Below are 25868 nucleotides of genomic sequence, written 5' to 3' on the forward strand. Positions count from 1 at the left end.
GCCCGAAGGGCGGCTAGCATGCCTTGAGTTGTGGCAAAGTGCCAGTCCTGCCTGGCTGGACTGCCCCAGCGCATTCAGGTAGCTTTGCCGGTTACGCGGGGGCGTTCCAGCCCCAGACATTCAGGCTTTTTTTGCTCGCTGGCATTGATGATAGTCAAAGGCCCGCGCGGCGCATGGCCTGGCACGGGCTTCGTCCGCTTAATTCATCAGTCACTGACGCTAGGTTCACCATGGCTCAATACGTCTTCACCATGCATCGGCTGGGAAAAGTAGTTCCGCCGAAGCGGGAAATCCTGAAAAACATTTCGCTGTCCTTCTTCCCAGGCGCCAAGATCGGCGTGCTCGGCCTCAACGGTTCGGGTAAGTCCACCCTGCTGAAAATCATGGCAGGCGTCGACACCGAGTTCGAAGGCGAAGCCCGCCCGATGCCGGAGCTGAACATCGGTTACCTGCCGCAAGAGCCGATCCTGGACCCGACCAAGACCGTGCGTGAAGTGGTCGAAGAAGCCGTCAGCGTGATCAAGGACGCCCAGGCCCGCCTCGATGAGGTGTACGCCGCCTACGCCGAACCGGATGCCGACTTCGACAAACTGGCCGCTGAACAGGCCAAGCTCGAAGCGATCCTGCAAGCGGGCGATGGTCACAACCTGGAGCGCCAACTGGAAGTCGCCGCCGATGCGCTGCGCCTGCCAGCCTGGGACGCCAAGGTCGAGCACCTGTCCGGTGGTGAGAAGCGTCGTGTGGCCCTGTGCCGCCTGCTGCTGTCGGCCCCTGACATGCTGCTGCTCGACGAACCGACCAACCACTTGGACGCCGATTCCGTCGCCTGGCTGGAGCACTTCCTCCACGATTTCCCGGGCACCGTGGTTGCGATCACGCACGACCGTTACTTCCTGGACAACGTCGCCGGCTGGATCCTCGAGCTCGACCGCGGCGCTGGTATTCCTTACGAGGGCAACTACTCCGGTTGGCTGGAAGCCAAGTCCGACCGTCTGGCCGCCGAATCCAAGCAGCAATCGGCCCACGAAAAAGCCATGAAGGAAGAACTGGAGTGGGTGCGCAAAGGCGCCAAGGCTCGCCAGTCCAAATCCAAGGCCCGTCTGCAACGCTTTGAAGAAATGCAGTCGCAGGAATTCCAGAAGCGCAGCGAAACCAACGAGATCTATATCCCGGCCGGCCCGCGCCTGGGTGACAAGGTCATCGAGTTCAAGAACGTGACCAAAGGCTATGGCGACCGTGTGCTGATCGACAACCTGTCGTTCGCCATGCCAAAAGGCGCGATCGTCGGCGTTATCGGTGGTAACGGTGCGGGTAAATCCACGCTCTTCCGCATGCTGATGGGCAAGGAAACCCCGGACTCGGGCAGCATCGAGATCGGCGACACCGTGCAGTTGGCCTGTGTGGACCAGAGCCGCGACGACCTCGACGGCAGCAAGACGGTGTTCCAGCAGATCTCCGACGGTTCCGACCAGATCCGCATCGGCAACTATGAAATCCCGTCGCGCACCTACGTCGGCCGTTTCAACTTCAAGGGCGGCGACCAGCAGAAGTTCGTCAAGGACCTGTCCGGTGGTGAGCGTGGTCGCTTGCACCTGGCCCTGACCCTGAAAGAGGGCGGCAACGTCCTGCTGCTCGACGAACCGTCCAACGACCTCGACGTTGAAACCCTGCGTTCCCTGGAAGAAGCCCTGCTGGACTTCCCGGGCGCCGCCATTGTGATCTCTCACGATCGGTGGTTCCTTGACCGCGTCGCGACCCACATCCTGGCGTACGAAGATGACTCCCAAGCGGTGTTCTTCGAAGGCAACTACACCGAGTACGAAGCCGACCGTAAGAAGCGCTTGGGTGAGGCCGCTGCCCAGCCGCACCGTGTGCGTCATAAAAAGCTGGCCTGATGCTGCAATAGCCGCAGCAGCCTGTTGAAAAAATACCCCTCACGCAGGGGTATTTTTTTGCCCCCGTTATGCCGGAAGCGTCGTGGGCGCCAGGGCCGGGCGGCTGCGCAGCAATTCTTCGACCACCCCCATAAAGGCCTCTACCAACAATGAGCGTGATGGTGAGCGTGTGAGTATCAGCAGGTGTACCCAGGCTTCGGGGTCTGCCAAGGGGCGGTAGACCACGCCTTCCCTGGCCAGGGTGCGGGTGCACTGGGGCACGAGCGAGACACCTTGGCCTGCCGCCACCAGGGCGATGATCGAGGTGATCTGGCGCCCCGCTGGGCCCGGGCGCAGCGCCAGGCCGCGGCGTTGATACAGGTGCTCGATGGAGCCGTTGAGGCCCGAACCGTAATCGCTGGGAAACAGAATCAACGGGTACTCACTGAGCTGGGCGAGGGTGACTTCGTCCTGCTCCGCCAGCGGGTTGTCGCTGCAAAGCGCCGCCACCAGCGGTTCTTGCCCCAACGACAAAGCCTCGACGCCGGTTTGCCCGGCCTCCGGCAGCAGGCGGCTCATGCCGACGTCGATGCGCCCGTCCAGCACGTGCGTGTGCAGGCTGCCGGAAGCGCTCTCTACCAGGGTCAGTTGCACATCGGGAAAACGCTGGGCGAAGGCTTGCAGGGTTTGGCTGAAGAGTTCCGACAACGCGATCGAGCTGGCATAGCCTACGACCAGTTGGCCGGTCGAGCCGGCAGCCAGCTTGGCGGCGATGTCTTGTGCAAGCCTGGCGTGCTCCAGCGCCGCGCGGGCATAGGGCAAAAAGTGCTGGCCCTGGGCAGTCAGTGTGACCGTGCGGCTGGTGCGGTCGAACAGGCGAAAGCCAAGCTCGGTTTCCAGGGCCGAGATCTGCCGCGTCAGGGGCGGCTGGGCAAGGTGCAGGCGCTGGGCTGCGCGGCCGAAGTGCAGCTCTTCGGCGACCGTCAGGAAGTAACGTAACTTGCGTAGATCAAGCATTCTGTTTCCTGGGTATTGATCGGTCCGAATTCGGTATTGGTGTTCCCTGCGCTGGGTATTCTATAAACATCCTCGACTATAAGACGAGAGGTCACATGAACCCGCGCATGCATCACGCCCGCTTCGCCGTGTTCCTGTGTGGCTGTGCGGCGTTTCTGAATCTCTATGCGACACAGAGCATCCTGCCTGCGTTTGCCGAAAGCTTCCAGGTGAGCGCCCGGCAGGCAGGGTGGAGCATCACGGTGACCACGCTGGCCGTGGCGCTGACTGCGCCGTTTGTCGGGCGTCTGACCGGACGTTTCGAGCAACGCACCGTGATTGCCGTGGCCGCGTTACTGCTGGCGCTGCCGACGCTGCTGACGGCCTATGTGGACGGCTTTGCCGAGCTGCTGGTGTGGCGTTTTGTCGAAGGGATGTTGATCCCCGTGGTGTTCGCCACCAGCGTGGCCTATATCGGCGATCGCTGGCGTGCGGCCAGCGTTACCGAGATCACCAGTTTGTACGTCGCGGGTACGGTGCTCGGTGGGTTTGCCGGGCGCTTTGTCTCGGGTGTCATGACCCAATATGTGGGCTGGCGCGAAGCCTTCGAACTGTTGGCGGTGATCAGCCTGCTGGTCGGCCTGCTGGTCGGCCTGCTGATTGTGTGGCTGTTGCCGGCCAACCCGGTGGCGCGGCCCTGCGTCGCGGCCGTGGGCATGCACGGGGTGCGCCGGCTTCTGCGCAAACCCTTGCTGGCGGCCTATGGCGTCGGTTTCTGCGTGCTGTTCTCGCAAGTCGCAACCTTTACCTATGCCGGCCTGTACCTCAGCCAGGCCCCGTTCAACCTGGGCGCCGCCGCCTTGGGCACTTTGTATGCGGTGTTCCTGCTGGCGCTGGTGGTCATTCCTATTGCGGGGCGCTTGAGCAAATCGCGACCACAATCGCAGTTACTGACCGGCGCTGTGGCGCTCGGCATCTGTGGCTCGGCGCTGACATTGTTGCCGTCCCTGTGGCTGATCGTGCTGGGGCTGGCCCTGAGCTCGACCGGCGTATTCCTGGCGCAGGCATCCGCCAATGCGTATATCGCCACCACGGCAGGCCCTGACAAATCCGGCGCCGTGGGGCTGTACCTGACCGGCTATTACCTGGGCGGCAGCGCTGGCGCCGTGGTCCCGGCCATGCTCTGGAATCAATGGGGCTGGCCGGGCTGCGTGGCGTTGGTCGCAGGTTTTCAGCTGTTGTCGCTGGCGATTGCCCTGCTGGGCTGGAAACCGGTAACGCCCCAGGCCCTGATCGCCGGACAGCGCGGCAAGCCAGCCTGATTTTTCATCCAATAAAGGACTATGCATCTGTAACTGCACCACCGCTATCGCAGGCAAGCCAGCTCCCACATGACCGGTGTACTCGATCAAATGTGTGAGCTGGCTTGCCTGCGATAACGGCCTACCTGTTGGTGCAAAACTCAGAGTGAAATCCCCATTTAAGGGCAGAAAATGGGAGTTATTTATACTTGTTGCACCATTTAATTTCATAAAGGCGACATTTCGCCCTGTCGCGGTGCGAAACGAATTGATAAAGTCCGGCTCATTCTCTGTTTAACAACAATCAATTTGCCGAGACTTTTCATGACCGAATCCGTCGACTCCTTCCTTGCCCGCCTCAAGAAACGCGACCCGGACCAACCGGAATTCCACCAGGCTGTAGAAGAAGTCCTGCGCAGCCTGTGGCCCTTTCTTGAAGCCAACCCCCGTTATCTGACCTCGGGCATCCTGGAGCGCATCTGCGAGCCGGAGCGCGCGATCACGTTCCGGGTATCGTGGGTGGATGATCACGGCAAGGTTCAGGTCAATCGCGGTTTCCGTATCCAGATGAACAGCGCCATTGGGCCCTACAAAGGCGGCTTGCGCTTTCACCCTTCGGTCAACCTGGGCGTGCTGAAATTCCTTGCCTTCGAACAGACCTTCAAGAACTCCCTGACCTCGCTGCCCATGGGCGGCGGCAAAGGCGGCTCGGACTTCGACCCCAAGGGCAAAAGCGACGCCGAAGTGATGCGCTTCTGCCAGGCGTTCATGAGCGAGCTGTACCGCCATATCGGTGCGGACGTGGACGTACCGGCCGGTGATATCGGTGTGGGCGCACGGGAAATCGGCTTCCTGTTCGGCCAGTACAAACGCCTGAGTAACCAATTCACCTCAGTGCTGACCGGCAAGGGCATGACCTACGGCGGCAGCCTGATCCGCCCGGAAGCCACTGGTTTTGGCTGTGTGTATTTCGCCGAGGAAATGCTCAAGCGCCAAGGCCAGCGCGTCGAAGGCAAGCGGGTGGCGGTGTCCGGCTCTGGCAACGTGGCGCAGTACGCGGCGCGCAAGGTCATGGACCTGGGCGGCAAGGTCATTTCCCTGTCGGACTCCGAAGGCACCCTGTACGCCGAAAGCGGTTTGACCGAAGAACAATGGTCGGCGCTGCTGGAGTTGAAGAACGTACAGCGCGGGCGTATCAGTGAACTGGCCACACGTTTCGGCCTGGAGTTCCGCAAAGGCCAGACGCCTTGGGAGCTGGCCTGCGATATCGCGCTGCCCTGCGCCACCCAGAACGAACTCGACGCCGACGCTGCGCGCACCCTGCTGCGCAACGGCTGCCTCTGCGTGGCCGAAGGCGCGAACATGCCGACCACGTTGAAGGCTGTGGATATCTTTATCGACGCGGGCATTCTGTTTGCGCCGGGCAAGGCGTCCAATGCCGGTGGTGTGGCGGTGAGCGGCCTGGAGATGTCGCAGAACGCCATGCGCCTGCTGTGGACTGCAGGGGAGGTGGACAGCAAGCTGCACAACATCATGCAGTCGATCCACCATGCCTGCGTGCATTACGGTGAAGAAAACGGCCGCATCAACTACGTCAAGGGCGCGAACATCGCGGGCTTCGTGAAAGTGGCTGACGCGATGCTGGCCCAGGGTATCGTCTAGGCCTCGGGTTCGATACGCAGCACTTCGATCAACTGATCGCCGACGGGGCGCTGCCACAGCACCTCGTCCCCCACCTGGGCGCCCAACAAGGCGCGGCCCAGGGGCGAGCCCCAATTGATCAAGCCTGCGTTGGCATCGGCCTGGTCTTCACCGACCAACTGGATGCGCTGCTGTTCGTCCTGCTCGTTGGCGAACGTGACCCAACTGCCGATCTGTACCTTGTCGGTGGACGTGGCCGGCGCGACTACCTGAGCGCTTTGCACCCGTTGGTTGAAGTAACGCAGGTCCCGCTCAAGGTCAGCCTGACGCTGTTGATCAGCCTGTTCGCCCTTGGCGGCTTCGTCGCTGTGCTCCCCTTGCAACTGTGCCACCCTGGCCTGCAACTGCGCCAACCCTTGCGCGGTCAGGCGGTTGGGCTGTTCGCTGACCTGGCGCTCCACCGGCTGATCGGCCTGGGCCGCCGCGTTATCTTCATTTACAAAAGCTCGGCTCATGGCGTTCTCCTTCCTATGGAAGTTGGGCCACGATCAGCGTCGATCAGCGCGAGCGATAGGCTTTGGCAGCGTCGCGATCTTTTTCCTGCTGCCAATCGTGTTCGCGGTCGTCCCTGCGGTTTTCCTCGTAGTCACGCAATTCCTGGTTCTCGCGCATGGCCTTGCACTGACGAAACCCGTCTTCCCAACCTTCGGCGTATGGCCGGTCTTTAAGGTAGCGCGGCACATTCTTGCGAAACGCTCCGGTAATCACACCAGCGGCCTGGCGACCACTGCTGCAACCGTCATCAAAACCGTCGGCGAAGGCCGGTGGATAACCTTTGGCCAGTAATTCCTGATGGGTTGACTGGCAACCCGACAACCCCACCACAGCGCACAGCATGACCGCATACCGCCACATGGCGTACTCCCTGGCCGTTTTACGGCTGATAAGGGAAGTCTAGAAGGAGATTTGTTGGGCGAGTGTGAAAGGCTGGTGGACGTTGTGTTGATTCAATGCATAACCCCATGTGGGAGCGAGCAAGCCCGCTCCCACATTTTGATCGTTGTAAGGCTTGAGTCAGTAGTGGTACCACTTCAGCTCAAGCATCACTTCATTCACTGGCGTGGACAGGTGGCTGAACTCACGCTGGGCACTCAGGCGCAGGCCCAGGTTGCGCGACAGTTCCCACTGCTGGTTGAGGCTGATGCTGCGCCGCACTTCGCCGTTGGTGAAGAAATCGCCCTTGGCTTCCAGGCTCAGGTTGCCCAACGGGTTTTTCCACAGCACGCCGGTATTGAAACCGGCGGCGGGGGAGATGGCTTCGCTGAAGTCGTTGTTGTGTTCCACGCGCACGGTGCCGAGGGCGAAGCCGAGCATGTCGTCGGAGAGTTGCCAGGTGCCACCGGCGCCGCCATTGACGTGGGCCACGAGGGTTTCGTCGTCGTGTTTGCCCGGCACGCGTTCCAGGCCGCCGGTGACTTGCCATGACCAGGGCTGCAGCAGTGCATTGCGTGGCGTCAGCGAGCGGATGGTGGCCAGGTCCAGTTGCTGGAGTTGCCAGTGATTGCCCTCGTACTGGCGCAATTTCATTTGCAAAATTTCGATCTGCGCGCCCAGGGGGAAGCCTTCGGCGTTGTCGTTGAGGTCGTGGTAGGCCATGCGCAGGCCGTATTCGCCGAAGGCTTTGTCGCCGCGGGTGCCGATGCCGGCTTGCCAGGTGCGCGATTCATGGCCGTTTTCCGGCAGGCCAGGCGGGGTGATCTTCAGGTCTGGCGCCGGGTTCTGGTTGATCGCGCGCAGCAGTTCGAAGCTGCGCTGGGAGCGTGTCGCATCGCGCTCCAGGCCATTGGCGCGGTAGCGGCCCAGGCGGTAAGCGGCGTCCACAATCAATGCCTGGCGCTCGCGGGGCAGGGCTTTGAATGCAGGCTCCTGCAGTTGCTTTTGGTCATCGCTGATTTTCAACACCCACTGCTGCTCATCGCTGTCCAGCGGCTTGGCGCGTTCGAGCAGTTCACGTTCACGCGAAGGCCGATAGTCGATCTTTTCCACTAGCCCCGCATCCTTTACCGCTTTGACGGTATCGGTAGGGATCGCGGTGAGTGGGAATTGCTCAGTCAAACGCAGGCCAGGGCGGGCCACTTGCAGCAGTTCCAGCAGGCGATAGGAGCAGTTTTCGTCGAAGAAGAAGTAATCGAACTGGATCTGTTTGAGCTCCCACACATGTTCGACCATCCGCTTGGTTTCGACATCCGTGAGGTTCAGGCGGTATTCCCACAAATCGCGGTTTTCGAGGCTACGGTATTCCGAGAGCTTTTGCTGGTAAGGCACCAGGGCGAACAGGCCGGGATAACCGCCCATCAGGCCCTTCCAGGCATAGAGGATGCTGTTGTCGGAGCCTTCGATATAGGCGCCGAAGTTGATCGCATAGCTGAGCAGCGCGGTGTTGTTGCTTTGCACGTCGGCCTGGTCGATGCGCAGCAGGGTGTGGCCGAACATCGACGACGGGCTGTTGAGGTAGGCCGCCGGGAAGATCATCACCGCACTATGGGGCGCGACGTCCTTGAACCACTGGGTGAACTCTTTGCATTCCAGGGCGGGCAGGTCGTTCAGTTGCAACTGCGCCTTGAGCCAGCGGGTACGTGCGGGGTAAACACATTGGGCGTGCTTTTCACCCAGGCTGGCCGGTGCATACAGCGCATCAACGGTGGCCTTGAGTTCCGCATCCGGATGGTGTGCGCCATCGGGAGCGATGAAGAATTTCTTGTCGCTGACATAGCTGCGCCAGCCACTGACTTTGCCGGCTTCGTAGTGCCCCAGCGACAGCCAGAACGGATCATTGGCCAGTTGCTGCAAACGTTGATCATCAAGGTGCGGGGCCGCGTACAGCGGGGCGCAGGCGAAGAGTGCCAACCAGGCAAAGCGTTTGAGCATAGGGGCAACTTAAGTCAAAAAAGTGAGACCCAAAGGGGAGGCGGGTCCAAAAATAGTACCCGCGCCTCGAAAGGCGCGGGCAGGTCGAGCTTAAGCCTGGGTTGCGTATTTCGCCAGACGGGCATCGCTTTTCAGTACAGCAATGGTGTTGTTGTGCACGTCGTCAGCGGTCACGTCAGCCTTGCTGAAGATCTGCTGGAAGTGCTCGTGGGTCACGGCCGCGAAGTGATCGCGATCTTCCGGCGCAACACCCAGTACCACCGCGTAGGTGGTCAGCGCTTCGCCGTTGCCTTTGGCCATGTCTTCGGACAGCTCGTTCATCATGCCATTCATGGCAATCCAGGACTTGCCGCCGTAGGTCAGGGCGCTGTTGGTGCTGCAACCGTTGGTGCCCGAGGTCATGCCGAAGGTGGCGTTACCCGAAGTACCGTTGGTGGTGGAGGCGAGGAAGTGGGCCGGAGTACCGCGCTGGCCTTCAAACAACATGTTGCCCCAACCGCAGTTCGGGCCACCTGGTGCTTCTGCCATTGCATTGAGGGAGACGACGGTGAAGAGAGTACCAAGAAGGATCCGTTTCATAGCTTTGTTCTCTTTGTGTGCAAACCAATGGACAAGGGTTCAGGTGCTCAACGCACCCTAGGGGCCAGTTATTAGTCCAACCCGCGCAGTTTGGAGTTTAGGCACGTTCCCAGGGTTCCGTGTTTTTTTATAAACATTCAGTGGCGGGCGATTTTTTTGTAGGACGCGTGCCGTGTCTATGCTTTCCCGAAAGCGCGCCTTGCCAGAGCGCTCAACCGGGAGCCAGAATGCCCCATCTGCCCCGCCTGATGTAAGGAAGCCCGATGCCTGATCCTGTTGCTGCCAGCTTGCGTCTAGCGCCCGAAGCGCTGACTCGCCCTTTCTCCGCTGAACAGTTCAGCTTCTCGACCACCAATGATTTGGAGCCCTTTCGCGGTGTGCTTGGCCAGGAACGTGCGGTTGAAGCCTTGCAGTTCGGCGTGGCCATGCCACGCCCCGGTTACAACGTGTTTGTCATGGGCGAGCCGGGCACCGGCCGCTTTTCGTTCGTCAAACGCTACCTGAAAGCCGAAGGCAAGCGCCTGCAAACCCCGGCGGACTGGGTTTATGTGAATAATTTCGATGAGCCCCGCGAGCCCCGCGCCCTGGAATTACCGGGTGGCGCCGCCGCGGCGTTTATTGCCGATATCAACGGCCTGGTCGACAACCTGGTCGCCACCTTCCCGGCGGTGTTCGAGCACCCGACTTATCAACAGCGTAAAAGCGCCATCGACCGGGCTTTCAACCAGCGCTACGACAAGGCGCTGGACGTGATCGAGCGCCTGGCCCTGGAAAAAGACGTGGCGCTGTACCGCGACAGCTCCAATATCGCCTTTACGCCGATGCTCGACGGCAAGGCGCTGGACGAAGCCGAGTTTTCGCAACTGCCGGAAGCCGATCGCGAGCGCTTCCACACCGATATCTCCGAGCTGGAAGAGCGCCTCAACGAAGAGCTGGCCAGCCTGCCGCAGTGGAAGCGTGAGTCCAACAACCAGCTGCGCCAGTTCAACGAAGAAACCATCACCCTGGCCCTGCAGCCGTTGCTGGCACCGTTGTCGGAAAAGTATGCAGAAAACGCCGGGGTCTGTGGCTATCTGCAGGCCATGCAGGTGTACTTGCTCAAAACCGTGGTCGAGCAATTGGTGGACGACGCCAAGACCGACGCCCAGGCGCGCAAGCTGCTTGAGGAGCAATACTGCCCGAGCCTGGTAGTGGGCCACTCGGTCAACGGTGGCGCGCCGGTGGTGTTTGAACCGCACCCGACCTACGACAACCTGTTCGGCCGTATCGAATACAGCACCGACCAGGGCGCGCTCTATACCACCTACCGCCAGCTGCGTCCCGGCGCGTTGCACCGCGCCAATGGCGGCTTCCTGATTCTGGAAGCCGAAAAAATGCTCAGCGAGCCCTTTGTGTGGGATGCGCTCAAGCGTTCCCTGCAATCGCGCAAGCTGAAGATGGAATCGCCCCTGGGCGAACTCGGCCGCCTGGCTACCGTGACCCTCAACCCGCAGATGATTCCCTTGCAGGTGAAGGTGATCATCATCGGTTCGCGCCAGTTGTATTACGCGCTGCAAGACGCCGACCCGGACTTCCAGGAGATGTTCCGGGTGCTGGTGGATTTCGACGAAGACATCCCGATGGTCGACGAGAGCCTGGAGCAGTTCGCCCAGTTGCTCAAAACCCGCACGTCGGAAGAAGGCATGGCGCCGCTGACCTCGGATGCGGTCGCGCGCCTGGCGACCTACAGCGCACGCCTGGCCGAACATCAGGGCCGCTTGTCGGCGCGTATTGGCGACCTGTTCCAGCTGGTCAGCGAGGCGGATTTCATTCGCCATCTGGCGGGCGATGAGATGACCGATGCCGGGCATATCGAGCGCGCCCTCAAGGCCAAGGCCACGCGCACCGGCCGTGTGTCGGCGCGGATTCTCGACGACATGCTCGCCGGCGTCATCCTGATCGACACCGCCGGTGCGGCTGTGGGCAAGTGCAACGGCTTGACGGTGCTGGAAGTGGGCGACTCGGCATTCGGCGTACCGGCGCGGATTTCCGCCACGGTGTACCCGGGCGGCAGCGGCATTGTCGACATCGAGCGCGAAGTTAACCTCGGTCAGCCGATTCACTCCAAGGGTGTGATGATCCTCACCGGTTACCTGGGCAGCCGCTATGCCCAGGAATTCCCGTTGGCCATCTCCGCCAGTATTGCCCTGGAGCAGTCCTACGGGTACGTGGACGGCGACAGTGCGTCCCTGGGCGAGGCGTGCACCTTGATCTCGGCCTTGTCGAAGACGCCGCTCAAGCAATGTTTTGCCATCACCGGCTCGATCAACCAGTTTGGTGAAGTGCAGGCGGTGGGCGGGGTCAACGAGAAGATCGAAGGCTTCTTCCGCCTCTGCGAAGCCCGTGGGTTGACCGGTGAGCAGGGGGCGATCATCCCTCAGGCCAACGTCGCCACGCTGATGCTCGACGAGAAAGTGTTGCAGGCTGTGCGTGCCGGGCAATTCCATATCTATGCGGTGCGCCAGGCCGATGAGGCCTTGAGCCTGCTGGTGGGCGAGGATGCCGGTGAGCCGGACGCCGAGGGGCAATTCCCGGAAGGCACCGTGAATGCGCGGGTGGTGGAGCGCTTGCGGGCGATTGCCGAGATGATCAGTGAGGAGGATTTGAAGGAGGCGGAGAAAGAGCTGGCGCAGCAGGCGTTGGCAGAAGCCAAGCCGACCTGATTGCTGTCATCACTCGGTCAAGGTGGGAGCTGGCTTGCCTGCGATAGCGGTGTATCAGTCAACTGGGAGGTTGGCTGTGAGTCTGTCATCGCAGGCAAGCCAGCTCCCACACTGGTCCGTGGTGTTTTTGGGAACGTTTAGCGTGCCACAAAATTGACTTCACCCTCAGGGACCAACGCCCGTTGGTCTCTACAACCTTGGATTGTCGTGTTTTTCTTCTATTCTCAGAATCAGGGATATCCACAGGAGTCGCAGGATAGAAACAGCCTCGCCGTGCGCTGGGGCTGAACACCGATCTACCGAGGGTCGCCGCCATGTCGCGCAACCTTTGCCTTACCCGCCAGTGCCTGGGCCTGGTCACCCGTATCGAATGCTCCATTCGCCCTCTGGCCGGGGATAACGGGATGTGGACGCTGCTATTTGCCGCCGGCATGTCGGGCGAACAGCCTTCCACCGTCAAATCCCAGGGCCCGTTTCATGGGCCCTTCGTGGCAGAACGCATGCTGGGCACCATCGTCGATAGCCTGACCTTGCACGGCTACGAGCAAATGGACGAACCGCAGATCTGGTGCCTGCACCTGCAGGCCCATCTGCGCCAACTCAATGGCGGCCAGGAGCGGCTGGCCCTCTGAGGATCGTTCCCACGCTCCGCGTGGTAACGCCGCCCCGGACGCTCCGCGTCCACCCAGGGCTATTTGCTCTCAGGCCTGTCCAGCTTCACCTCAAAACCGTACTGCACGGTGCTGAGGTCGGTGCGCTGGTAACTTTCCAGCGTGGTCGGCTGGCCGTAGAAGTAATGCACGTCAAACATCGCCGTGCCGTATTCCTCGGCGCGGTGGCTGACGCCGAGGATCTCCTTGAGGTAATTGCCGCTGGCATCCTTGGCGTAGAAGCGCCAGCTGTCGGCGGGGAAGTCCTTCTGGTCGACGATCAGCGCGTTGTCCTTCAGCGACAGGCCCTTGGGCAGCTTGGCGGCGTCAATCGTGGCCTTCTCGATGGTGGCCAAAAACAACGGTACCGAGCCCACCACAAACGCCGGGGTCTCCGGGAACAGATTAAGGTCGTAAGTCAGTGTGCCGTTTACTGCGTTCAGCTCGAAAGCCTCGGTCGGCAGCTCGATGGGCTCGCCGCGCTCGCCCTTGTCATCGGCGGTGAAAAAGGTGATAGGCGCGTCACTGTTGTTGCGCTCGGCACCGACCAGGTCGTCATTGAAGGTGAACGGGTGGTCGAACACGATTTTTGCGGCACTGGCGTCTTCGGTCGATTGGCTGAGGGTGACGCTGTTTTTCAGTTGCTCCTCGGTCATCGAGGCATCTTTGAGCCAACTGGCGGCGCCGTCGTCATACACCGTGACCGGCATTGGCAGGGGCTGTACGGTCTTTTGCAGGCTATTCCTGTCAAAGCGCATCACCGGCAGGTCCAGGTCTTTACGGGTGAGCGTGGCCTTGGAGAAATCCAGCACGTTCACCTGCAGGTTATCGATCAGCCCGTTGAAATACACCTTGGCGTAATGGCTTGTCTGCTGGCGCTCGAAGGCTTTTTGCGCGTCGGTCAGCTGTTTATCGAAGGCATCGGACCACGCGGTTTGTTTCTGCATCTCGGCCAGTTGTTTCTCATAGAACGCCACTTGCGCGGCACTCTCGTTGATCGAGCCTGAGCGGGTCAGAAATTGCCCGGTGCTGTCCCGTGCCTGCACCAGCAGCGGATTGGGTGACGCGTCGCCGACTTCGGCGGCCAGGGGCTGGCTGTTGGTCAATTCGATCTCGGCGTAGTTCTTTTCCAGCGTCAGCAGGTTGAGGGTGATATTGCCATCTGTGCGTTTATGGCCCACGTCTTGTTTGGTCAGGTCGAACGTCAGCACCTTGCCCGGGGTGATCACCTCCACCGCGCCCTTGAGGCTGATGGGTTGTGGCTGGCTCTTGTTTTCCGTCTCGATGCCTTCGATAAACGGGTAGGTCACCGTCAGGTCGTCGGGGTTGGTCAGGTTGGAGCTGCTGGGGCTCAGCTGGATGCCGGGGTCGGTTTCTGACCATTCCGGCTGGAAGGGAATGACTTTATTGTTGCTCAGGGTGACCGACTGCCATTCCAGGCCATGGGGGAAGGGGAACTGGTCCGGGGCGTTGAAGTTGAACGGGAAGACCGGCTGCAAATCCGTCAGGTAGTCGGAGTGCGAGGTTTTGCGCAGTACGAACAGGCCATTGATGTAGGTGTCCACCAGCGCTTGGGGCGTAGGGTAATGCTTGAGCAGGGCCAGGCTGTCTTCGCCGTATTCGGCTTCGATGGGCTTGCTGGCGAGCTTGACGCGCGCACGTTCCAGCAACAGCAGCGAGCCGCCCAGGTCCGCAATGGCATCGCGCAGTTTAGGGTCCTGGATGCTGTCCAGGGACTGTTCGAACTTCGTGGTTTTCTCTTCGAGGGTCGCCTGCTTCTGCTCTTCTTTGGGGGAGCAGCCGCTGGCCATCAGCAACGCCGCGCACAGGCCGAGAGCGGCCAAAGGGGATCGCACATCCATCATCTGAGTTTTCCTGTCCGACATCATCGAGCCGAGTGAATGGTCTCGACACTAGCAGAAAAATTCTCTTACAGATGCCACTTGGGTCAGTTTTCTCGCGGTGACAGGGGCCGGGTGGCGGCTGGTATACTCGGCACCATTTTTAGCCAAGCTGTGTGAGATTCAATGGAACGCTTTATCGAAAATACGATGTACGCCTCGCGTTGGCTGCTGGCGCCGATCTACCTGGGCCTGTCCCTGGGCTTGCTGGTCCTGGCGCTGAAATTCTTCCAGGAAATCATTCATGTGATTCCCAACATCTTCACCATGTTGGAAGCCGAAGTGATCCTGCTGCTGCTGTCGTTGATCGACATGGCCCTGGTGGGCGGCTTGCTGGTGATGGTGATGATCTCCGGCTACGAGAACTTCGTTTCGCAGCTGGATATCGACGAAAACAAGGAAAAGCTCAACTGGCTGGGCACCATGGACTCTTCGTCGCTGAAGATGAAAGTGGCGGCCTCCATCGTGGCGATTTCCTCCATCCACCTGCTGCGCATCTTCATGGACGCCAAGAACGTCGATCCACAACACCTGATGTGGTACGTGATCATCCACATGACGTTCGTGGTCTCGGCGTTTGCCATGGGCTACCTGGACAAACTTACCAAGCATTGATACCCCGCGCTGGCCTTACTGCTCCACGAAGTAATAAGGCTGGCGGTTGACTGCCATTTGCTTGATCACCGTAACCGGCTTTTTCAGCCGGTCGGTGTGGTCCGTCAACGCAACGTTGCCGGGCTTGGCGCTGAGGAAGGTACGCAGTTCGGCTTCGGTGTTCAGGATCGGCAAGTAGGCCTGCAGGTAGAACACGCTGGCGCCGTCGATGCGCTCGTTGGGTTGATACATCGCTACCGTCCTGCCTTCGTCTTGCAGGGCCTGGATCTGACTCATCACTGGTACGAATGAATGGCGCACATCGGCTTTGGGTGCAAACCAGAACGCTGCGCTCAGGTAGCAGGCGATGGCCAGGGCGAAAACCCCGCCAATAATGCGCCGATGATAACGGTACAGCCCCGGCTTATGGTCTTTGACCCACTCCAACAGCACCCGCGCATATTCGGCGGCTAATACCGCGGCGGCTGGCGTCAGCGCCATCAAATACACCGTGCGTTTGCTGGACGCCAGGGTCAGCAGGGTGAACTGCGCCACCAGCCACACACTGAAAAACAATCGGTAGCGGTTGCGCACCAGGCTTTTGCGGAAGTGCCACAGGCCCAGGTACACCAGGATGTTCCAGGGCAGGAAGGCCTCGGGTAGTTTCGCGAGGTAATAGTAAAACGGCTCGTAATGCCCGGCTTCTACGAACGAACCACTGAAGCGCCCGACGCTATTGGTCCATAACACTTCACCCACCGCCTGCATCCCACCGCGCTGAAACAGAAACCCCAGCCAGATCAGCAACGGCACCAACGCCAACAAGGTGAACAGCGCCGGCTTGAGCCAATCGCCCAGCCGCAGGCGCTTATCCATTAGGCTGGTGCTGAACAGGTACGCGAAAATCACAATGCCCGGCATCGCCAGGCCCAACACGCCCTTGCTCAACGTAGCGATGACCATCCCGGCGGTAAACAACGCCCAGGCCCAGGTACTCGAACCTTCGCGCTCGGGCCGTACCGCCTGGTAAAACCCCAGCAGGGCCGCGGTGACACCGAGGCTGAGCAACGAATCCTCACCCACACCCCGCACATTGCCCCAATAACTGGCCATGGTCGCCAGGATCAGCGCAGCGCTGAACGCCAGCGTCTGCGGCCGCCCAAATCGCCGCAGCATCCCGTACAACAGCATCACACTGAACAACCCGGCAAACGCTGAGGCCAGGCGCACCGCCCCGGTGCTAGCGCCAAACAAACGAATCGCCCCGGCATCCAGCCATAGGCTCAGGGGCGGTTTTTCCAAGAAGGGTTCACGAAACAGGCGCGGCACCACCCAGTCATCGTCCAAGTGCATCGCCATGGCGATCCCGGACACCCGAGCCTCGGTAGAGCCTTGCAGCTCATGGTTGCCGAGGGCGAAGAAGAACAACAGAGCAGCAAGCAAGAGCAGCAGGGGAGCGGGGCGCGTCATGGGGTCTGGCTACCGGGGCATGAGACCGGTCGGGCGACCGGTCATAGGTAGTCAGGGAGTATACGAGCGCGATTCTTAACCTTTGGTGAACGGCCGTGGGGTTTTTCTCCGGCGGATCAAGGCAGTTTCAAGCTGGGCACCGCCGCTTTGCCTTGTGCGGTCAGCACCGGCTCCAACTGCTCCCAGGTGAAGGCCAAGTCGTTGTCGCAACCGTCACCATTGGCCGGTGTCGAGAGTTGCAGGCCCTGGGTGTTGAAGCTGAGGTGAAAGATGGAGTAATCGGTGATCGCCGGGCAGCCCTCGTCAGTGGTGGTTTGCTTGGCGAGCCAAGTGCTGAAGGCGGCCGGCAGCTTCAAGTGGCCGGAATAGGCGTCATGCCATTGCTGATGGCCGCCGAGCCAGGTCCATGGGTCCACACTGTCACCGGTTTGCAGGTTCCAGGAGTGCAGGCCCCAACTGATGCCCATGGCGCCTTGGCCTGCGGCCCAGCGGTAGAACCGCACGGTGAGAAATTGCGATGACCAATAGGCAGGCTCAACCTCGATCTCACTGGTATAGACCGAGCCGTTTCGACCCAGGTATTCACGCCGTTCATAAAAATAGTCGGTTAGATCTTCGTCATTGACGGCCAACGCGGCGAGTTGCTGGTTGATCTTCTGCACCGCCGGGCTATCGCGCTCCAGCTTGAGCGTGACGCGTGGGCCTTGGGTCTTGAGCTGGTAGGTGTGGTTGTGGAAAGTCTTCTTCTCGGTCTTGATCGGCAACGGCGCGGCTTCCATGGGCGCGTTATAGGCATCGCTACCGCAGCCGTCCGTGCCAATGCGGCGCAGGGCCAGTGGCAGCGGCGTGCCGCCATCGGTTTTGCTCCAGGCACCAGAAAGGGTATCGCCCTGAGGTTTTTGCAGGGCCCAGAAACCGGTGTTGCCTTCCTCCACCCAAGGGGCGTTGTCGTTGGCCTGGGTCAGCTGAATCGGGGTACGAATGCGCTGGTAGTAATAACTGCCATGCTCCCCGTCGGCGCCGTTGAAACACACGGTGATAGCGGACTTGCCCAAAGTACCTTGCCAAACCCCGGCCAACTCGGCAGCGGTGGCGAGTGAAGGGATGACGGCGAGGGCGATGACGGCGAAGGGCTTGAACACGGGTATCTGACTTCCGGTTGTCTGATAAAGGCCGTCAGGGTAATGGGAAGTGTGAGGGGATGCCAGCGGGCGAGATGCGGTGAGGCAGCTCGCCCGTTTGCGTGTTTTAGGGCTGTGGTGTCTGGGTAGTGAATGGTTGGGTGTTCAAGACCCGTTCTACGAGTAACTCGCCTAGAACGATCAATTGCTGAGCGGCCAGCAGCTTGTGGCGGTGCGCGCCTTCAAGTTCGAAAGCCAGGTCGGTGGTCATGGCGTTGAGGGAGGCGAGGGTTTCGCTGGCTTGGATTAGCAGGGTTTCGGGGTGGATGTTTTCGGCGAGGATGAAGAGGGTGGTTGGGGGATTGGGGGTGATTTTTTTCATGATGAAGCTCCCACACTGTTTAAGGAGCTGCCTCCTCCCTGCTGTCAAACAGGGTTGGGTGGCAGCTGTACGCGGGTTGACAGACCGGAAGTGTAGGAACCCGGCGCACCCGAAGATGCCCCACGCACAGCCGCCATGAACGGAGCGGAATGCGCAAGCATGCCGTCTTATCACGGGGTGTGAAAGGTTACACTTTTCGGCCTGTCAAAGCCGGACGCTGATCGTCAGCGACGCAGAGAAGTTAGCGTTGTGAAGGGGGTTGCGCCAGTTCACCAACAGCGCGGCAACTTGCGGGAAAATTCCGAAGCTCGGCCCTGTTGGCGTCCCCCGTCGTCAGGCTCTGTTAAAAGCTCCAGTCCTCAGCCCGAACCAACTGGCAGAACGGCCCGTTGAGCGTGGCATTGTGATGAGCCACGATGGCCTCGGCTTTCATCAAGGGCGTATCAGAACAGGTATGGCCGTCGGCGATAAGCACCGCATCGAAGCCAAGATCCCGTGCGGCACGGCAGGTGCTGTCGACGCAGTACTGCGTTTTCATCCCGGTAACTACCACGCCGGTGGCGCCGCTGGAGCGCAGATTGTCCGCCAGGTCAGTCATCGCAAAAGCGTTAGGCCGCCGTTTTTCGAACACCACTTCCCCACCCAGCAACTTCAGTTCCTCTGCAATCAGCGTAAGCGGGCTGCCCGATTCGATTGGCGAGCCTGCGGGCCCGATATGACGCGCGAGAAAAATCGGCGCGTCTGCGCTGCGGGCCTTGTCCATCAGGGTATTGAGCGTTTCTAACAGCTCGTCGCAGCGCCAGGGTTTTTCCGGGCCGTGGACGAGTCCGACTTGGATATCGAGTATCAACAGGGCGTACATGGGTGCATCTCCTTGCGTGTGAACCAGCGACACAAGGCATAAAAAAAGGCCCTGTCCATCGCTGGCGGGCCTTTGAAGTGTTCGTTGGTTATTGGCTCACGACACCTCGCACGCTCCGCTTGATGCGGTCGTGGTGGTGGTTGTCGATGTGAGGCAATAGGTAGTCATGGGGCGACGCTAGCATTGTGGTTGATGGAATGCCAGGTACAAAAAAGACGTCTTTGGACGTCTTTTTTGTTGATTCCGGGGGAAGCTGAAAAGCTTTCTCACCTTATTAATTTATATAAAGAATAAGAATCTTAAAAAGTTGAGCTGGAATATTTTGTAAGAAGTTTCCTCATTTTTGGTAGGCTTTTGCCATCAGTCGAGAGGAAATGGAATGCCCGCAGTCATCGTTGAAAACGACACATCGCAATGGCAAGACGAGACCGGTGCTGTCTATCACTTCCCCAAGCGGTACCAAGCCTGGCTTGCTGAAGCAACCGAAGTGATCTATTACAAAGGACGCATCAAGGACAAAACCTTTGCTTCTGCCCGCCTCAGCGCCGATCCGCATTATTTTGGTATGGCACGCATCGGCAAGGTCTACTCAGACCCGAGGAGTGATAAGGGGGACCTTTTTGCTTTGATCGAAAACTTCACTCCGTTTGAAGGCGCTATCCCCTCGAAAATTAACGGAGCGTACCTGGAGACGATCCCCGCTACTCGCGTGAACAACTATTGGCGTGACGGGGTTCGGTCCATTTCCCAACTGGATTACGATGCAATCCTAAGTCACGCGAAGCTCTTGTCTCCCCAGGCTGACCAGGGCACACCAAATATCGAAGGCGATCCATTGACCTTTGAATCGGCCAATGAAGGCAGCAAATCAAGTTACTTTGGAACCCGTTACGAACGCCGGAAAGATCTAAGGGTGAAGGCCATTGCTATCCACGGGCTTGGCTGCAAGGCATGTGGCTTTGATTTCGAAAAGGCGTACGGCGAGCACGCGAAGGGGTTCATTCACGTTCACCATATAGTGCCGATTTCGGACTTTGGTGGTGAGAAAGCCGTGAATCCTGAGACTGACCTCGTTACGTTGTGCGCCAACTGTCACGCGGTGGTCCATCGCAAGCGGGATATGACGCTGAGCGTTGATGAGCTGAAAGGCATATTGCGCGGGCGATGGGTGATCGAGTCTTAGCTTTCTGCTGTGTTCAGCCTACGATTTTTTGTAAGGCTGAACCCTGGATAGTGACATCCTACCGGCGGGCCCATTCGTCGTAACTGTACTCCGCAAGTCGGCTCTCAAAGTATTGCTCTGTCTACTGATCAGTACAGTATAGGCAGCGGCCTTTCATCCCGTTGAAAAATGAAACTGGAGGAAGGAGACGGATTTATTTTTTCCCGTGTTTCTTGACTTCAGGCACAAAAAAAGACGTCAATAGACGTCTTTTTTCGTTCTTTGCCGGGGTAATCTGAAACAAGTCGGTATCTATCTGTTTTTGCAAGTTAATAATTGATTGGTCAACTTGCTTGGAATACCAGTTGGAACGCTACGTGGTCTGGATTCCGATGGACGGTGCTTTTTGAGCTCCGTCCCCAGAAACGAATCGGGATTGAATCTATCAAGCAAATGGTCGCACCGTTGATTGTTGCCCCTGCGCGTACGATGTCCCCACTCGCAGGTACAGGGGGCCCTAGCAAACGATACCGTCAATGATTGCTGTGTTGGCTAAGCCGACTCTCGAAGTACTGCGCAGTCTCTTTGTCGGTGCAGTACAGGTAGCAACCCTTCATCCCACGTGTCATCAGAGTTCGGTATGTATTTTTGATGATCAGGTCTGTTTCTTTTTTCGCCAGGGTAGGTTGCTCTTTCATCATTTTTTTCCAGCCGCGAATCGATTTATCGTGCTTGTCGCGCTCGTCCGGGGATGTCACTACCTTACCGTCACGTACAATTAGGTCTGGCCCGATGATCACCCCGATGTAGTCGACTTCCAAACCTTGGCAGGTATGAATACAGCCAACTTGCTCAATGGAGTTCTCAGCGATGATCCATAGGCTGCCATCCTGATCCAGGTTCCATTGGCGTTTGTAGTCACCAATGACGATATCAGCAGCGGTGGAGTCTTTCTTGCTCAGCCAAGGCCAGCAATAGCCCGCGACCACACGAGCTTTGTTTCCGTGGTTTTTCTCGTTGATTGCTTCATGCATCGCCTGAGGTGAGTCGAACACCTTAAACTCGTACTCTTGAGTCTCAAGCGTCGGATTTGCCGTCGAGCGAATGCCTAGCGTGTCATCCAGCCATGCTAGGTAACCGTCAGAACCACTGCAGCGAAACTGCGAAGACAGCACGTGTTCTTCAACCACAGCACCCTTGGCTTTTGCAAAGGCGCGTATCGCCTGCTTGCTGCCGATATCGCTCAAGGTTACACGCTGGTCTTCATCAATGAAGAAAATTGAGCATTTCGCTGAATCAATCAGCTCCTTGATCTGGTTTTCCCCAAGGTTTCCATAAAGCCCGCTTTTCTCATTCAGCCGGTGAGCTTCGTCCACGATAAGCGCATCGAATGTGTTGGGCTCAGTGTCGATGAATGCCCCAGAGCCTGAAAAGAAATTCGAGAATTGGCTGCGCTTGATGGTGCCAACCAGTTTGCTCTCGTAGACCTTGCGCGGGGCTGCGTTCTTGGAGACGTATTTGCTCATCAGCTTCAATTCGGTGAGCTTCACGAGCAGATTGATAGCCAGAACGGTCTTCCCGGTGCCCGGTCCACCTTCGATGATCATCACCTTGGGTGCTTGGTCCGAGGCCTCGCTTGCCGCTGCCAGCGCCGACTCAAAAATTGCTTTCTGATCGTCAATCAATACGAACTCTGGTTTGCCTTTCATCAGCCCACCGAGGGCATCGGCTAGCGCCTTGGACGGGCGAACTTTTCCAGCGGACAGCTCGTAAAGAACCTCTTTGTTGTCGCCATGACTTATATGCTTTTTCAGAAAGCTCCTGAGTTTGCTGAGCTCTTCCGGGCCTTTCAGAAACAGCGGAGCTTTGCTGATGTGGGGCTCGTAGTGAGCTGAGTCTATGATGCCGTCGCTGACGTAGTTATGGAGGTAGGCACACGGACGGATTTCGATGCTTTTGTCATACACCGCCTCGTTGAAGCCTTCCAGCAGCGCTGCATATGACCATACCTGATAGGACGGGTGAATGGTCTCAATGAGGCCGCCACCCAAGGCCGTTTTGACGATGGCATCCTTGGTTGTGGCGTTGGCCTTACTCCATTGCTTCAATTCGATCAGTACGGCTTTTTTTGCCTGGTTTTCGTCGCGACCGGTGAGTAGAAAGTCGATTCGCTTCGACGACTGCGGAATGTGCAATTCGATGGCCAGGCCTGCGTCGCTCGGCAGGCCCTCATCTCTAAGGACCTTGGCCATGTACGTTAGAGATCCTTGCCACGACCTGATTTCCGAGGTGCCAACGTTTTTGCCGGTAGCTTCCTTGTAATGCCTGAGGATCACCTCCTCGATATCATCGTTATCGTTGTCTTTAAGAAATTGCTGTTTGGTCGCAGCGTAAACGATCACGGGTTGTCCTTAGATTCGGGGTGGTCAGAGTCGGTCGTACTTTTTGCTGTTGCTTTTGGCTTTATCCACGGGGTACTTCTGGCCATTCGAGGCGAGTTTTCGTGTCACCGCCTCGTTGAGGTCAATGCCGAGTACGCTGCTCAGGCGAACCAGGTACATCAATACGTCCGCCAATTCGTCCTTAACGGCTTGGCCGATTTCGGGGTCTGTTGCGGCGGAGATCGAATCGGCATCGCTCATCCATTGGAAAATCTCGCACAGCTCTCCTACCTCGCCAGTGAGAGCCAGGATGAGATTTTTGGGGGAGTGGAACTGCTGCCAGTCGCGATCATCTGCGAACTGCTGAAGGGATGCGGCAAGCTTCATTACGTCAACCAGTGGCGCGGATGAGCTGTCTGAGTCACTCACGGGGCTATCTCTTGGGCATCAGTGGGGGGAAATGTGTAGGAAATCCGGCCTTGGATTGTAAGAGTTTTTTCTGCTTTCGCAGATTTTTTTGTATTTTCTCTCACCTGTTGGCTGCCGGCCGGATTGCTTGCCATTGTTCGCTATCTGCATTGAGCGTGGCAGCGATTCGTACTTGCAAGATAGGTGGGCGGTCCAATTATGGTGATCGACTGAGTAATTGCATGGACTTGACCAACAGACCGGGTGGCCATCGACAGAAATCGACCCAGGCTGTGTGAAAACGCTTATCGAAAACTGAAGTGCGCGCTTCTACGCAAAATCTGAAAATGGTCGGCTGGTTAGCAGAGTCAGATTTCACGTAGAGGCACGGTTTCCGCCCTCGTTCTTGGCGGTCTCTACGACCAAAAACGTTTTCACACAGCCTGGACCCAAAGCAGCCATTCGCCGAGGTCGGCTGACGGCCATGAGCAGGCGTTTAGAGTAGAGAAAATAAATCTGTCCCCTTTTTAGTCCCCTTTTTAATCGGTGACAGGCAGGAAGGCCGCGTGGGTCGGCGCTCTGGTGCTGCCTTCACAGGACTTTGCTTCGCGGTCACCGAAGCATACGAAAGGCGACCGTCCTCATTTATCGAAGCCCCGTAAGGCTGGTAGCGGGACCTCGGCTTGAGGCGAGTTAGATGAGGCCACTGGCGAGGGCACTAGCGACCGGGTTTGAACGCCAGGAAGTCCTCCATGGCGTGGAACTCCAACTGCTTGGCCTTGCGCGTGGGAGACAAGTACGCCGCAATGTCGTCAAAGATGGCATCGGGATCCTTCAGATCTGTATCTGTGTAGACAATGATGGGGATGCCACGCTTGCGGAAATATGCCTTGAGCTTGCGCATCTCCTTCTCGAAGTTTGCCTGAGCCTCTTCATTGATTTGCTTTTGGGTCTTGTCACGGGTGCCCTCGAGCCTGCCATGGGTTGACCAGGGCGAAAGCTCGAACCCGACCTTCGACAGGGTAAAAGGATCAATGATGGTGAAGTCGAGGCGATGCTCATGGCGCGCCACCTTTCCACCATAGCGCAGTTCTGGAATCAACAGCGGCACTTCCAGTGGGTTCTCGCTATTGCGCACGAAATTGCAGTAGCGCCTGGCAATCGCCATTTCATGTTCGGAGCCGGAGTTGCGCACCAAGGTCTGGCGGAAAAATTTCAGGTAGTGATCGACGGAGGGAAACTCGATGCGGTCATCTTCATCGGGTATCACGAATCCAGTCTGCAGGATGTGCCCGATGGTCCAGTAGTTCGGTTTGAAATGTCGAATTTCACTCTTATCGTTCTCCCAGGCTCCGTTCTTGAACCGGGGGGTCACCAGGATGCCGTAGGACGCATTCTTTTGACCTATCCATATCTCTGCATCCTCCACTTCCGGACGCTTGCGGGCCAGAGCATCGAACTGACGCAGGTAGGTTCGAGTGAGAAATAGCTTGAACCAGCGACGCACCTTCTTGAAGTTCTTGATATGCGCGTGGGCCTCGTAATAGGGGTTGCCAGGCCGCGCGGCAGGTCCGAGGTTCTCCAGAGCCTCGAGGAACCCGCGGAGATAAAGCGCGATGAACTGCTCGGGCGAATCGATGACTTCATTCTTGATGTCGATGTACTCGGCGTGCTTCCCGCCATAAGTGGCGTTCAACGAATGTTCGCTGGGATAGCCGGTGATATCTAGGACGTCCTCCTTGAGTTCATTTATCTGCACCGTGAGTTCGTTAATCTGGCGATTGCGCTGCGTTTTTACCGGGTCTCTGGGTGCCACCGTAACTGTCCCTTTCCTTGGTCGTCACGCCGCAGGGTGTTCCTAGCGCGGAGCTGGAGTGCGGCGATTCGCGGTTTAAAATCCATGGATTTTCGCACGCACGGGCCAATGTCACCACAGCAGCGTAAGGGCAAGGAGCGCCGAGTTAGACTGGCAAGGGCATCACTGGTCGACAGGCTGCAGGGCGGGCACGACTTGCACTAGGTACAATCAGCACAAGACGCCGCAGGTCCAACCCATAGCCACTCCCAGTCGGCCAATAAGGCTCTTTTACGCGCTGAGCACAGCGCGCGCATAGAAGGCGGGGGCTTCGCGCTGCGCATAGTGGAGGCTTGCGTCCGCGACTGTTCGGTAATACGCAGCATGGCGTCCAGGTTCGGAGGAGAAATGTTTGTTGGCTACGAGGATGGCTCAGTTGACTATCAAGACGCCTATTCTGAGTTCCATAGTCAGGCCTGTGGAACAGCGGGGCAGACGATTCATCACAACTTCTACGGATTGATCGACTTGAAACCTCAGCTCTCCTCTCTATCACCGATCTTGTTGCCGAGCTTGATGTCCAGTTGGTACAAGATTCGGTCTGCCAGGTGGAACGGCAAACGGTCGGAAACGATGGCGTGCATCGCATCGAGGTATTCGAAATAGATGCGGATCGAGTTTTTCAGATACCCAGCAAGATTGTTTCCATTGGCTGGTTTGCTTGGGTATAGGGGTTCGCTTGGGCGGAGCATACGGTAAGCCCTGTCATCGATGATTTGGAAAACCTCGGGATTTAGAAATCGGAGGATGGTCGATGCCATTGGCAGGCGGATACCTGGGGAGGCCAGGAGCTTGCGCAGCAATTCTTCTGCTTGCCGGTGCGTCTTTGGTTTGAAGTCAGCGACGACTTTAAGCTCTTCCAGTAGCGCCGGTTCAACACGCGGAAACCTGTTGAGCTTCCATAATACGATTTCAAGTAGCGTTTCTTGGTCGAAATCTTTAGGGATCAGAGCGTCGAGCTTAGCCGTTAGCTGAAGCTGGTACCGGTAATCTTCGACCAGGCTGGTGGGGTCATCACCCCAAACATTGCTGTACTGCTTGATGATGCCATCCATGGAGCT

General features: G+C 58.4%; 21 protein-coding genes. 7 read left to right on the forward strand and 14 right to left on the reverse strand.

Features of this window, described 5'->3' with window-relative positions:
• Nucleotides 1-230: 230 nt before the first annotated feature.
• Nucleotides 231-1895 (forward strand): energy-dependent translational throttle protein EttA, encoded by a 1665-nt coding sequence (ettA, locus tag QK296_RS08160; RefSeq protein WP_003194297.1) that lies wholly within the window; start codon nucleotides 231-233, stop codon nucleotides 1893-1895.
• A 66-nt stretch (nucleotides 1896-1961) separates the two neighbouring features.
• On the opposite strand, the gene QK296_RS08165 is transcribed toward ettA, so the two are convergent.
• A complete protein-coding gene (locus QK296_RS08165; protein ID WP_034133738.1) occupies nucleotides 1962-2891 on the reverse strand; it encodes a LysR family transcriptional regulator in 930 nt (309 codons plus the stop codon).
• 95 nt (nucleotides 2892-2986) lie between these two features.
• Between QK296_RS08165 and QK296_RS08170 the strand changes: the two genes are divergently transcribed.
• Together QK296_RS08170 and gdhA are read left to right on the forward strand one after the other, a co-directional pair.
• Nucleotides 2987-4192 (forward strand): MFS transporter, encoded by a 1206-nt coding sequence (locus QK296_RS08170; protein ID WP_282390787.1) that lies wholly within the window; start codon nucleotides 2987-2989, stop codon nucleotides 4190-4192.
• A gap of 303 nt (nucleotides 4193-4495) precedes the next feature.
• Nucleotides 4496-5833: an NADP-specific glutamate dehydrogenase gene (gdhA, locus tag QK296_RS08175; protein ID WP_282390788.1), complete on the forward strand. Its 1338-nt coding sequence runs from the start codon at nucleotides 4496-4498 to the stop codon at nucleotides 5831-5833.
• Here gdhA and QK296_RS08180 read toward each other — a convergent pair.
• From QK296_RS08180 to QK296_RS08195, 4 genes are all read right to left on the reverse strand, one after another.
• Entirely contained in the window at nucleotides 5830-6327 is a 498-nt protein-coding gene (locus tag QK296_RS08180; RefSeq protein WP_169856640.1) for a GreA/GreB family elongation factor, read from the reverse strand. The two genes, gdhA and QK296_RS08180, sit on opposite strands and share 4 nt — an antisense overlap.
• Nucleotides 6328-6370: 43 nt before the next feature.
• Complete coding sequence (locus tag QK296_RS08185; RefSeq protein ID WP_120248812.1) at nucleotides 6371-6727, reverse strand: hypothetical protein; 357 nt, start codon at nucleotides 6725-6727, stop codon at nucleotides 6371-6373.
• 159 nt (nucleotides 6728-6886) lie between these two features.
• The gene (locus tag QK296_RS08190) at nucleotides 6887-8740 is read right to left on the reverse strand and encodes a DUF4105 domain-containing protein (protein WP_282390789.1); all 1854 of its coding nucleotides are present in this window, start codon (nucleotides 8738-8740) and stop codon (nucleotides 6887-6889) included.
• Nucleotides 8741-8830: 90 nt separating this feature from the next.
• On the reverse strand, nucleotides 8831-9319 hold the full coding sequence (locus tag QK296_RS08195) for a DUF3015 domain-containing protein (protein WP_003194274.1): 489 nt from the start codon (nucleotides 9317-9319) through the stop codon (nucleotides 8831-8833).
• A 263-nt stretch (nucleotides 9320-9582) separates the two neighbouring features.
• On the opposite strand from QK296_RS08195, the gene QK296_RS08200 reads away from it, so the two are divergent.
• Both QK296_RS08200 and QK296_RS08205 read left to right on the forward strand, forming a co-directional pair.
• Nucleotides 9583-12021, forward strand: coding sequence for an ATP-binding protein (locus tag QK296_RS08200; RefSeq protein ID WP_014719999.1), 2439 nt, complete (start codon nucleotides 9583-9585; stop codon nucleotides 12019-12021).
• Between the two features lie 314 nt (nucleotides 12022-12335).
• A complete protein-coding gene (locus QK296_RS08205) occupies nucleotides 12336-12653 on the forward strand; it encodes a hypothetical protein (protein WP_003194269.1) in 318 nt (105 codons plus the stop codon).
• A 59-nt stretch (nucleotides 12654-12712) separates the two neighbouring features.
• On the opposite strand, the gene QK296_RS08210 is transcribed toward QK296_RS08205, so the two are convergent.
• A complete protein-coding gene (locus QK296_RS08210; RefSeq protein WP_212614744.1) occupies nucleotides 12713-14536 on the reverse strand; it encodes a hypothetical protein in 1824 nt (607 codons plus the stop codon).
• A 162-nt stretch (nucleotides 14537-14698) separates the two neighbouring features.
• Between QK296_RS08210 and QK296_RS08215 the strand changes: the two genes are divergently transcribed.
• A complete protein-coding gene (locus QK296_RS08215) occupies nucleotides 14699-15187 on the forward strand; it encodes a TIGR00645 family protein (RefSeq protein ID WP_014719996.1) in 489 nt (162 codons plus the stop codon).
• A 15-nt stretch (nucleotides 15188-15202) separates the two neighbouring features.
• Here QK296_RS08215 and QK296_RS08220 read toward each other — a convergent pair whose 3' ends face one another.
• The 4 genes from QK296_RS08220 to QK296_RS08235 form a co-directional block, all read right to left on the reverse strand.
• Nucleotides 15203-16636, reverse strand: a complete 1434-nt coding sequence (locus QK296_RS08220; RefSeq protein WP_282390790.1) for a glycosyltransferase family 39 protein — start codon at nucleotides 16634-16636, stop codon at nucleotides 15203-15205.
• 116 nt (nucleotides 16637-16752) lie between these two features.
• Nucleotides 16753-17778 (reverse strand): hypothetical protein, encoded by a 1026-nt coding sequence (locus QK296_RS08225; RefSeq protein WP_282390791.1) that lies wholly within the window; start codon nucleotides 17776-17778, stop codon nucleotides 16753-16755.
• Nucleotides 17779-17884: 106 nt separating this feature from the next.
• Nucleotides 17885-18139, reverse strand: coding sequence for a DUF6124 family protein (locus QK296_RS08230; RefSeq protein WP_034133731.1), 255 nt, complete (start codon nucleotides 18137-18139; stop codon nucleotides 17885-17887).
• Between the two features lie 343 nt (nucleotides 18140-18482).
• A complete protein-coding gene (locus QK296_RS08235) occupies nucleotides 18483-19001 on the reverse strand; it encodes a cysteine hydrolase family protein (RefSeq protein ID WP_282390792.1) in 519 nt (172 codons plus the stop codon).
• A gap of 379 nt (nucleotides 19002-19380) precedes the next feature.
• Here QK296_RS08235 and QK296_RS08240 point away from each other — a divergent pair, with 379 nt between their 5' ends.
• Nucleotides 19381-20184: an HNH endonuclease gene (locus tag QK296_RS08240; protein WP_282390793.1), complete on the forward strand. Its 804-nt coding sequence runs from the start codon at nucleotides 19381-19383 to the stop codon at nucleotides 20182-20184.
• A 512-nt stretch (nucleotides 20185-20696) separates the two neighbouring features.
• Here the strand turns inward: QK296_RS08240 and QK296_RS08245 are convergent.
• From QK296_RS08245 to QK296_RS08260, 4 genes are all read right to left on the reverse strand, one after another.
• A complete protein-coding gene (locus QK296_RS08245) occupies nucleotides 20697-22565 on the reverse strand; it encodes a DUF2075 domain-containing protein (RefSeq protein WP_282390794.1) in 1869 nt (622 codons plus the stop codon).
• Between the two features lie 24 nt (nucleotides 22566-22589).
• On the reverse strand, nucleotides 22590-22973 hold the full coding sequence (locus QK296_RS08250) for a nucleotide pyrophosphohydrolase (RefSeq protein WP_126359929.1): 384 nt from the start codon (nucleotides 22971-22973) through the stop codon (nucleotides 22590-22592).
• A 697-nt stretch (nucleotides 22974-23670) separates the two neighbouring features.
• Complete coding sequence (locus tag QK296_RS08255) at nucleotides 23671-24768, reverse strand: topoisomerase (protein ID WP_282390795.1); 1098 nt, start codon at nucleotides 24766-24768, stop codon at nucleotides 23671-23673.
• Nucleotides 24769-25283: 515 nt separating this feature from the next.
• Nucleotides 25284-25862 (reverse strand): hypothetical protein, encoded by a 579-nt coding sequence (locus tag QK296_RS08260; protein ID WP_282390796.1) that lies wholly within the window; start codon nucleotides 25860-25862, stop codon nucleotides 25284-25286.
• Nucleotides 25863-25868: the final 6 nt, after the last annotated feature.

Origin of the sequence: Pseudomonas sp. AL10, from assembly GCF_029960685.1 — a bacterium.
GTDB classification, from domain to species: domain Bacteria; phylum Pseudomonadota; class Gammaproteobacteria; order Pseudomonadales; family Pseudomonadaceae; genus Aquipseudomonas; species Aquipseudomonas lactis.

What these genes read in the sequence shown, in the direction of transcription:
- ettA (WP_003194297.1), top strand. Translation starts at nt 231, where the DNA reads ATGGCTCAATACGTCTTCACCATGCATCGGCTGGGAAAAGTAGTTCCG.
- QK296_RS08165 (WP_034133738.1), bottom strand. Translation starts at nt 2,891, where the DNA reads ATGCTTGATCTACGCAAGTTACGTTACTTCCTGACGGTCGCCGAAGAG.
- QK296_RS08170 (WP_282390787.1), top strand. Translation starts at nt 2,987, where the DNA reads ATGAACCCGCGCATGCATCACGCCCGCTTCGCCGTGTTCCTGTGTGGC.
- gdhA (WP_282390788.1), top strand. Translation starts at nt 4,496, where the DNA reads ATGACCGAATCCGTCGACTCCTTCCTTGCCCGCCTCAAGAAACGCGAC.
- QK296_RS08180 (WP_169856640.1), bottom strand. Translation starts at nt 6,327, where the DNA reads ATGAGCCGAGCTTTTGTAAATGAAGATAACGCGGCGGCCCAGGCCGAT.
- QK296_RS08185 (WP_120248812.1), bottom strand. Translation starts at nt 6,727, where the DNA reads ATGTGGCGGTATGCGGTCATGCTGTGCGCTGTGGTGGGGTTGTCGGGT.
- QK296_RS08190 (WP_282390789.1), bottom strand. Translation starts at nt 8,740, where the DNA reads ATGCTCAAACGCTTTGCCTGGTTGGCACTCTTCGCCTGCGCCCCGCTG.
- QK296_RS08195 (WP_003194274.1), bottom strand. Translation starts at nt 9,319, where the DNA reads ATGAAACGGATCCTTCTTGGTACTCTCTTCACCGTCGTCTCCCTCAAT.
- QK296_RS08200 (WP_014719999.1), top strand. Translation starts at nt 9,583, where the DNA reads ATGCCTGATCCTGTTGCTGCCAGCTTGCGTCTAGCGCCCGAAGCGCTG.
- QK296_RS08205 (WP_003194269.1), top strand. Translation starts at nt 12,336, where the DNA reads ATGTCGCGCAACCTTTGCCTTACCCGCCAGTGCCTGGGCCTGGTCACC.
- QK296_RS08210 (WP_212614744.1), bottom strand. Translation starts at nt 14,536, where the DNA reads ATGATGGATGTGCGATCCCCTTTGGCCGCTCTCGGCCTGTGCGCGGCG.
- QK296_RS08215 (WP_014719996.1), top strand. Translation starts at nt 14,699, where the DNA reads ATGGAACGCTTTATCGAAAATACGATGTACGCCTCGCGTTGGCTGCTG.
- QK296_RS08220 (WP_282390790.1), bottom strand. Translation starts at nt 16,636, where the DNA reads ATGACGCGCCCCGCTCCCCTGCTGCTCTTGCTTGCTGCTCTGTTGTTC.
- QK296_RS08230 (WP_034133731.1), bottom strand. Translation starts at nt 18,139, where the DNA reads ATGAAAAAAATCACCCCCAATCCCCCAACCACCCTCTTCATCCTCGCC.
- QK296_RS08235 (WP_282390792.1), bottom strand. Translation starts at nt 19,001, where the DNA reads ATGTACGCCCTGTTGATACTCGATATCCAAGTCGGACTCGTCCACGGC.
- QK296_RS08240 (WP_282390793.1), top strand. Translation starts at nt 19,381, where the DNA reads ATGCCCGCAGTCATCGTTGAAAACGACACATCGCAATGGCAAGACGAG.
- QK296_RS08260 (WP_282390796.1), bottom strand. Translation starts at nt 25,862, where the DNA reads ATGGATGGCATCATCAAGCAGTACAGCAATGTTTGGGGTGATGACCCC.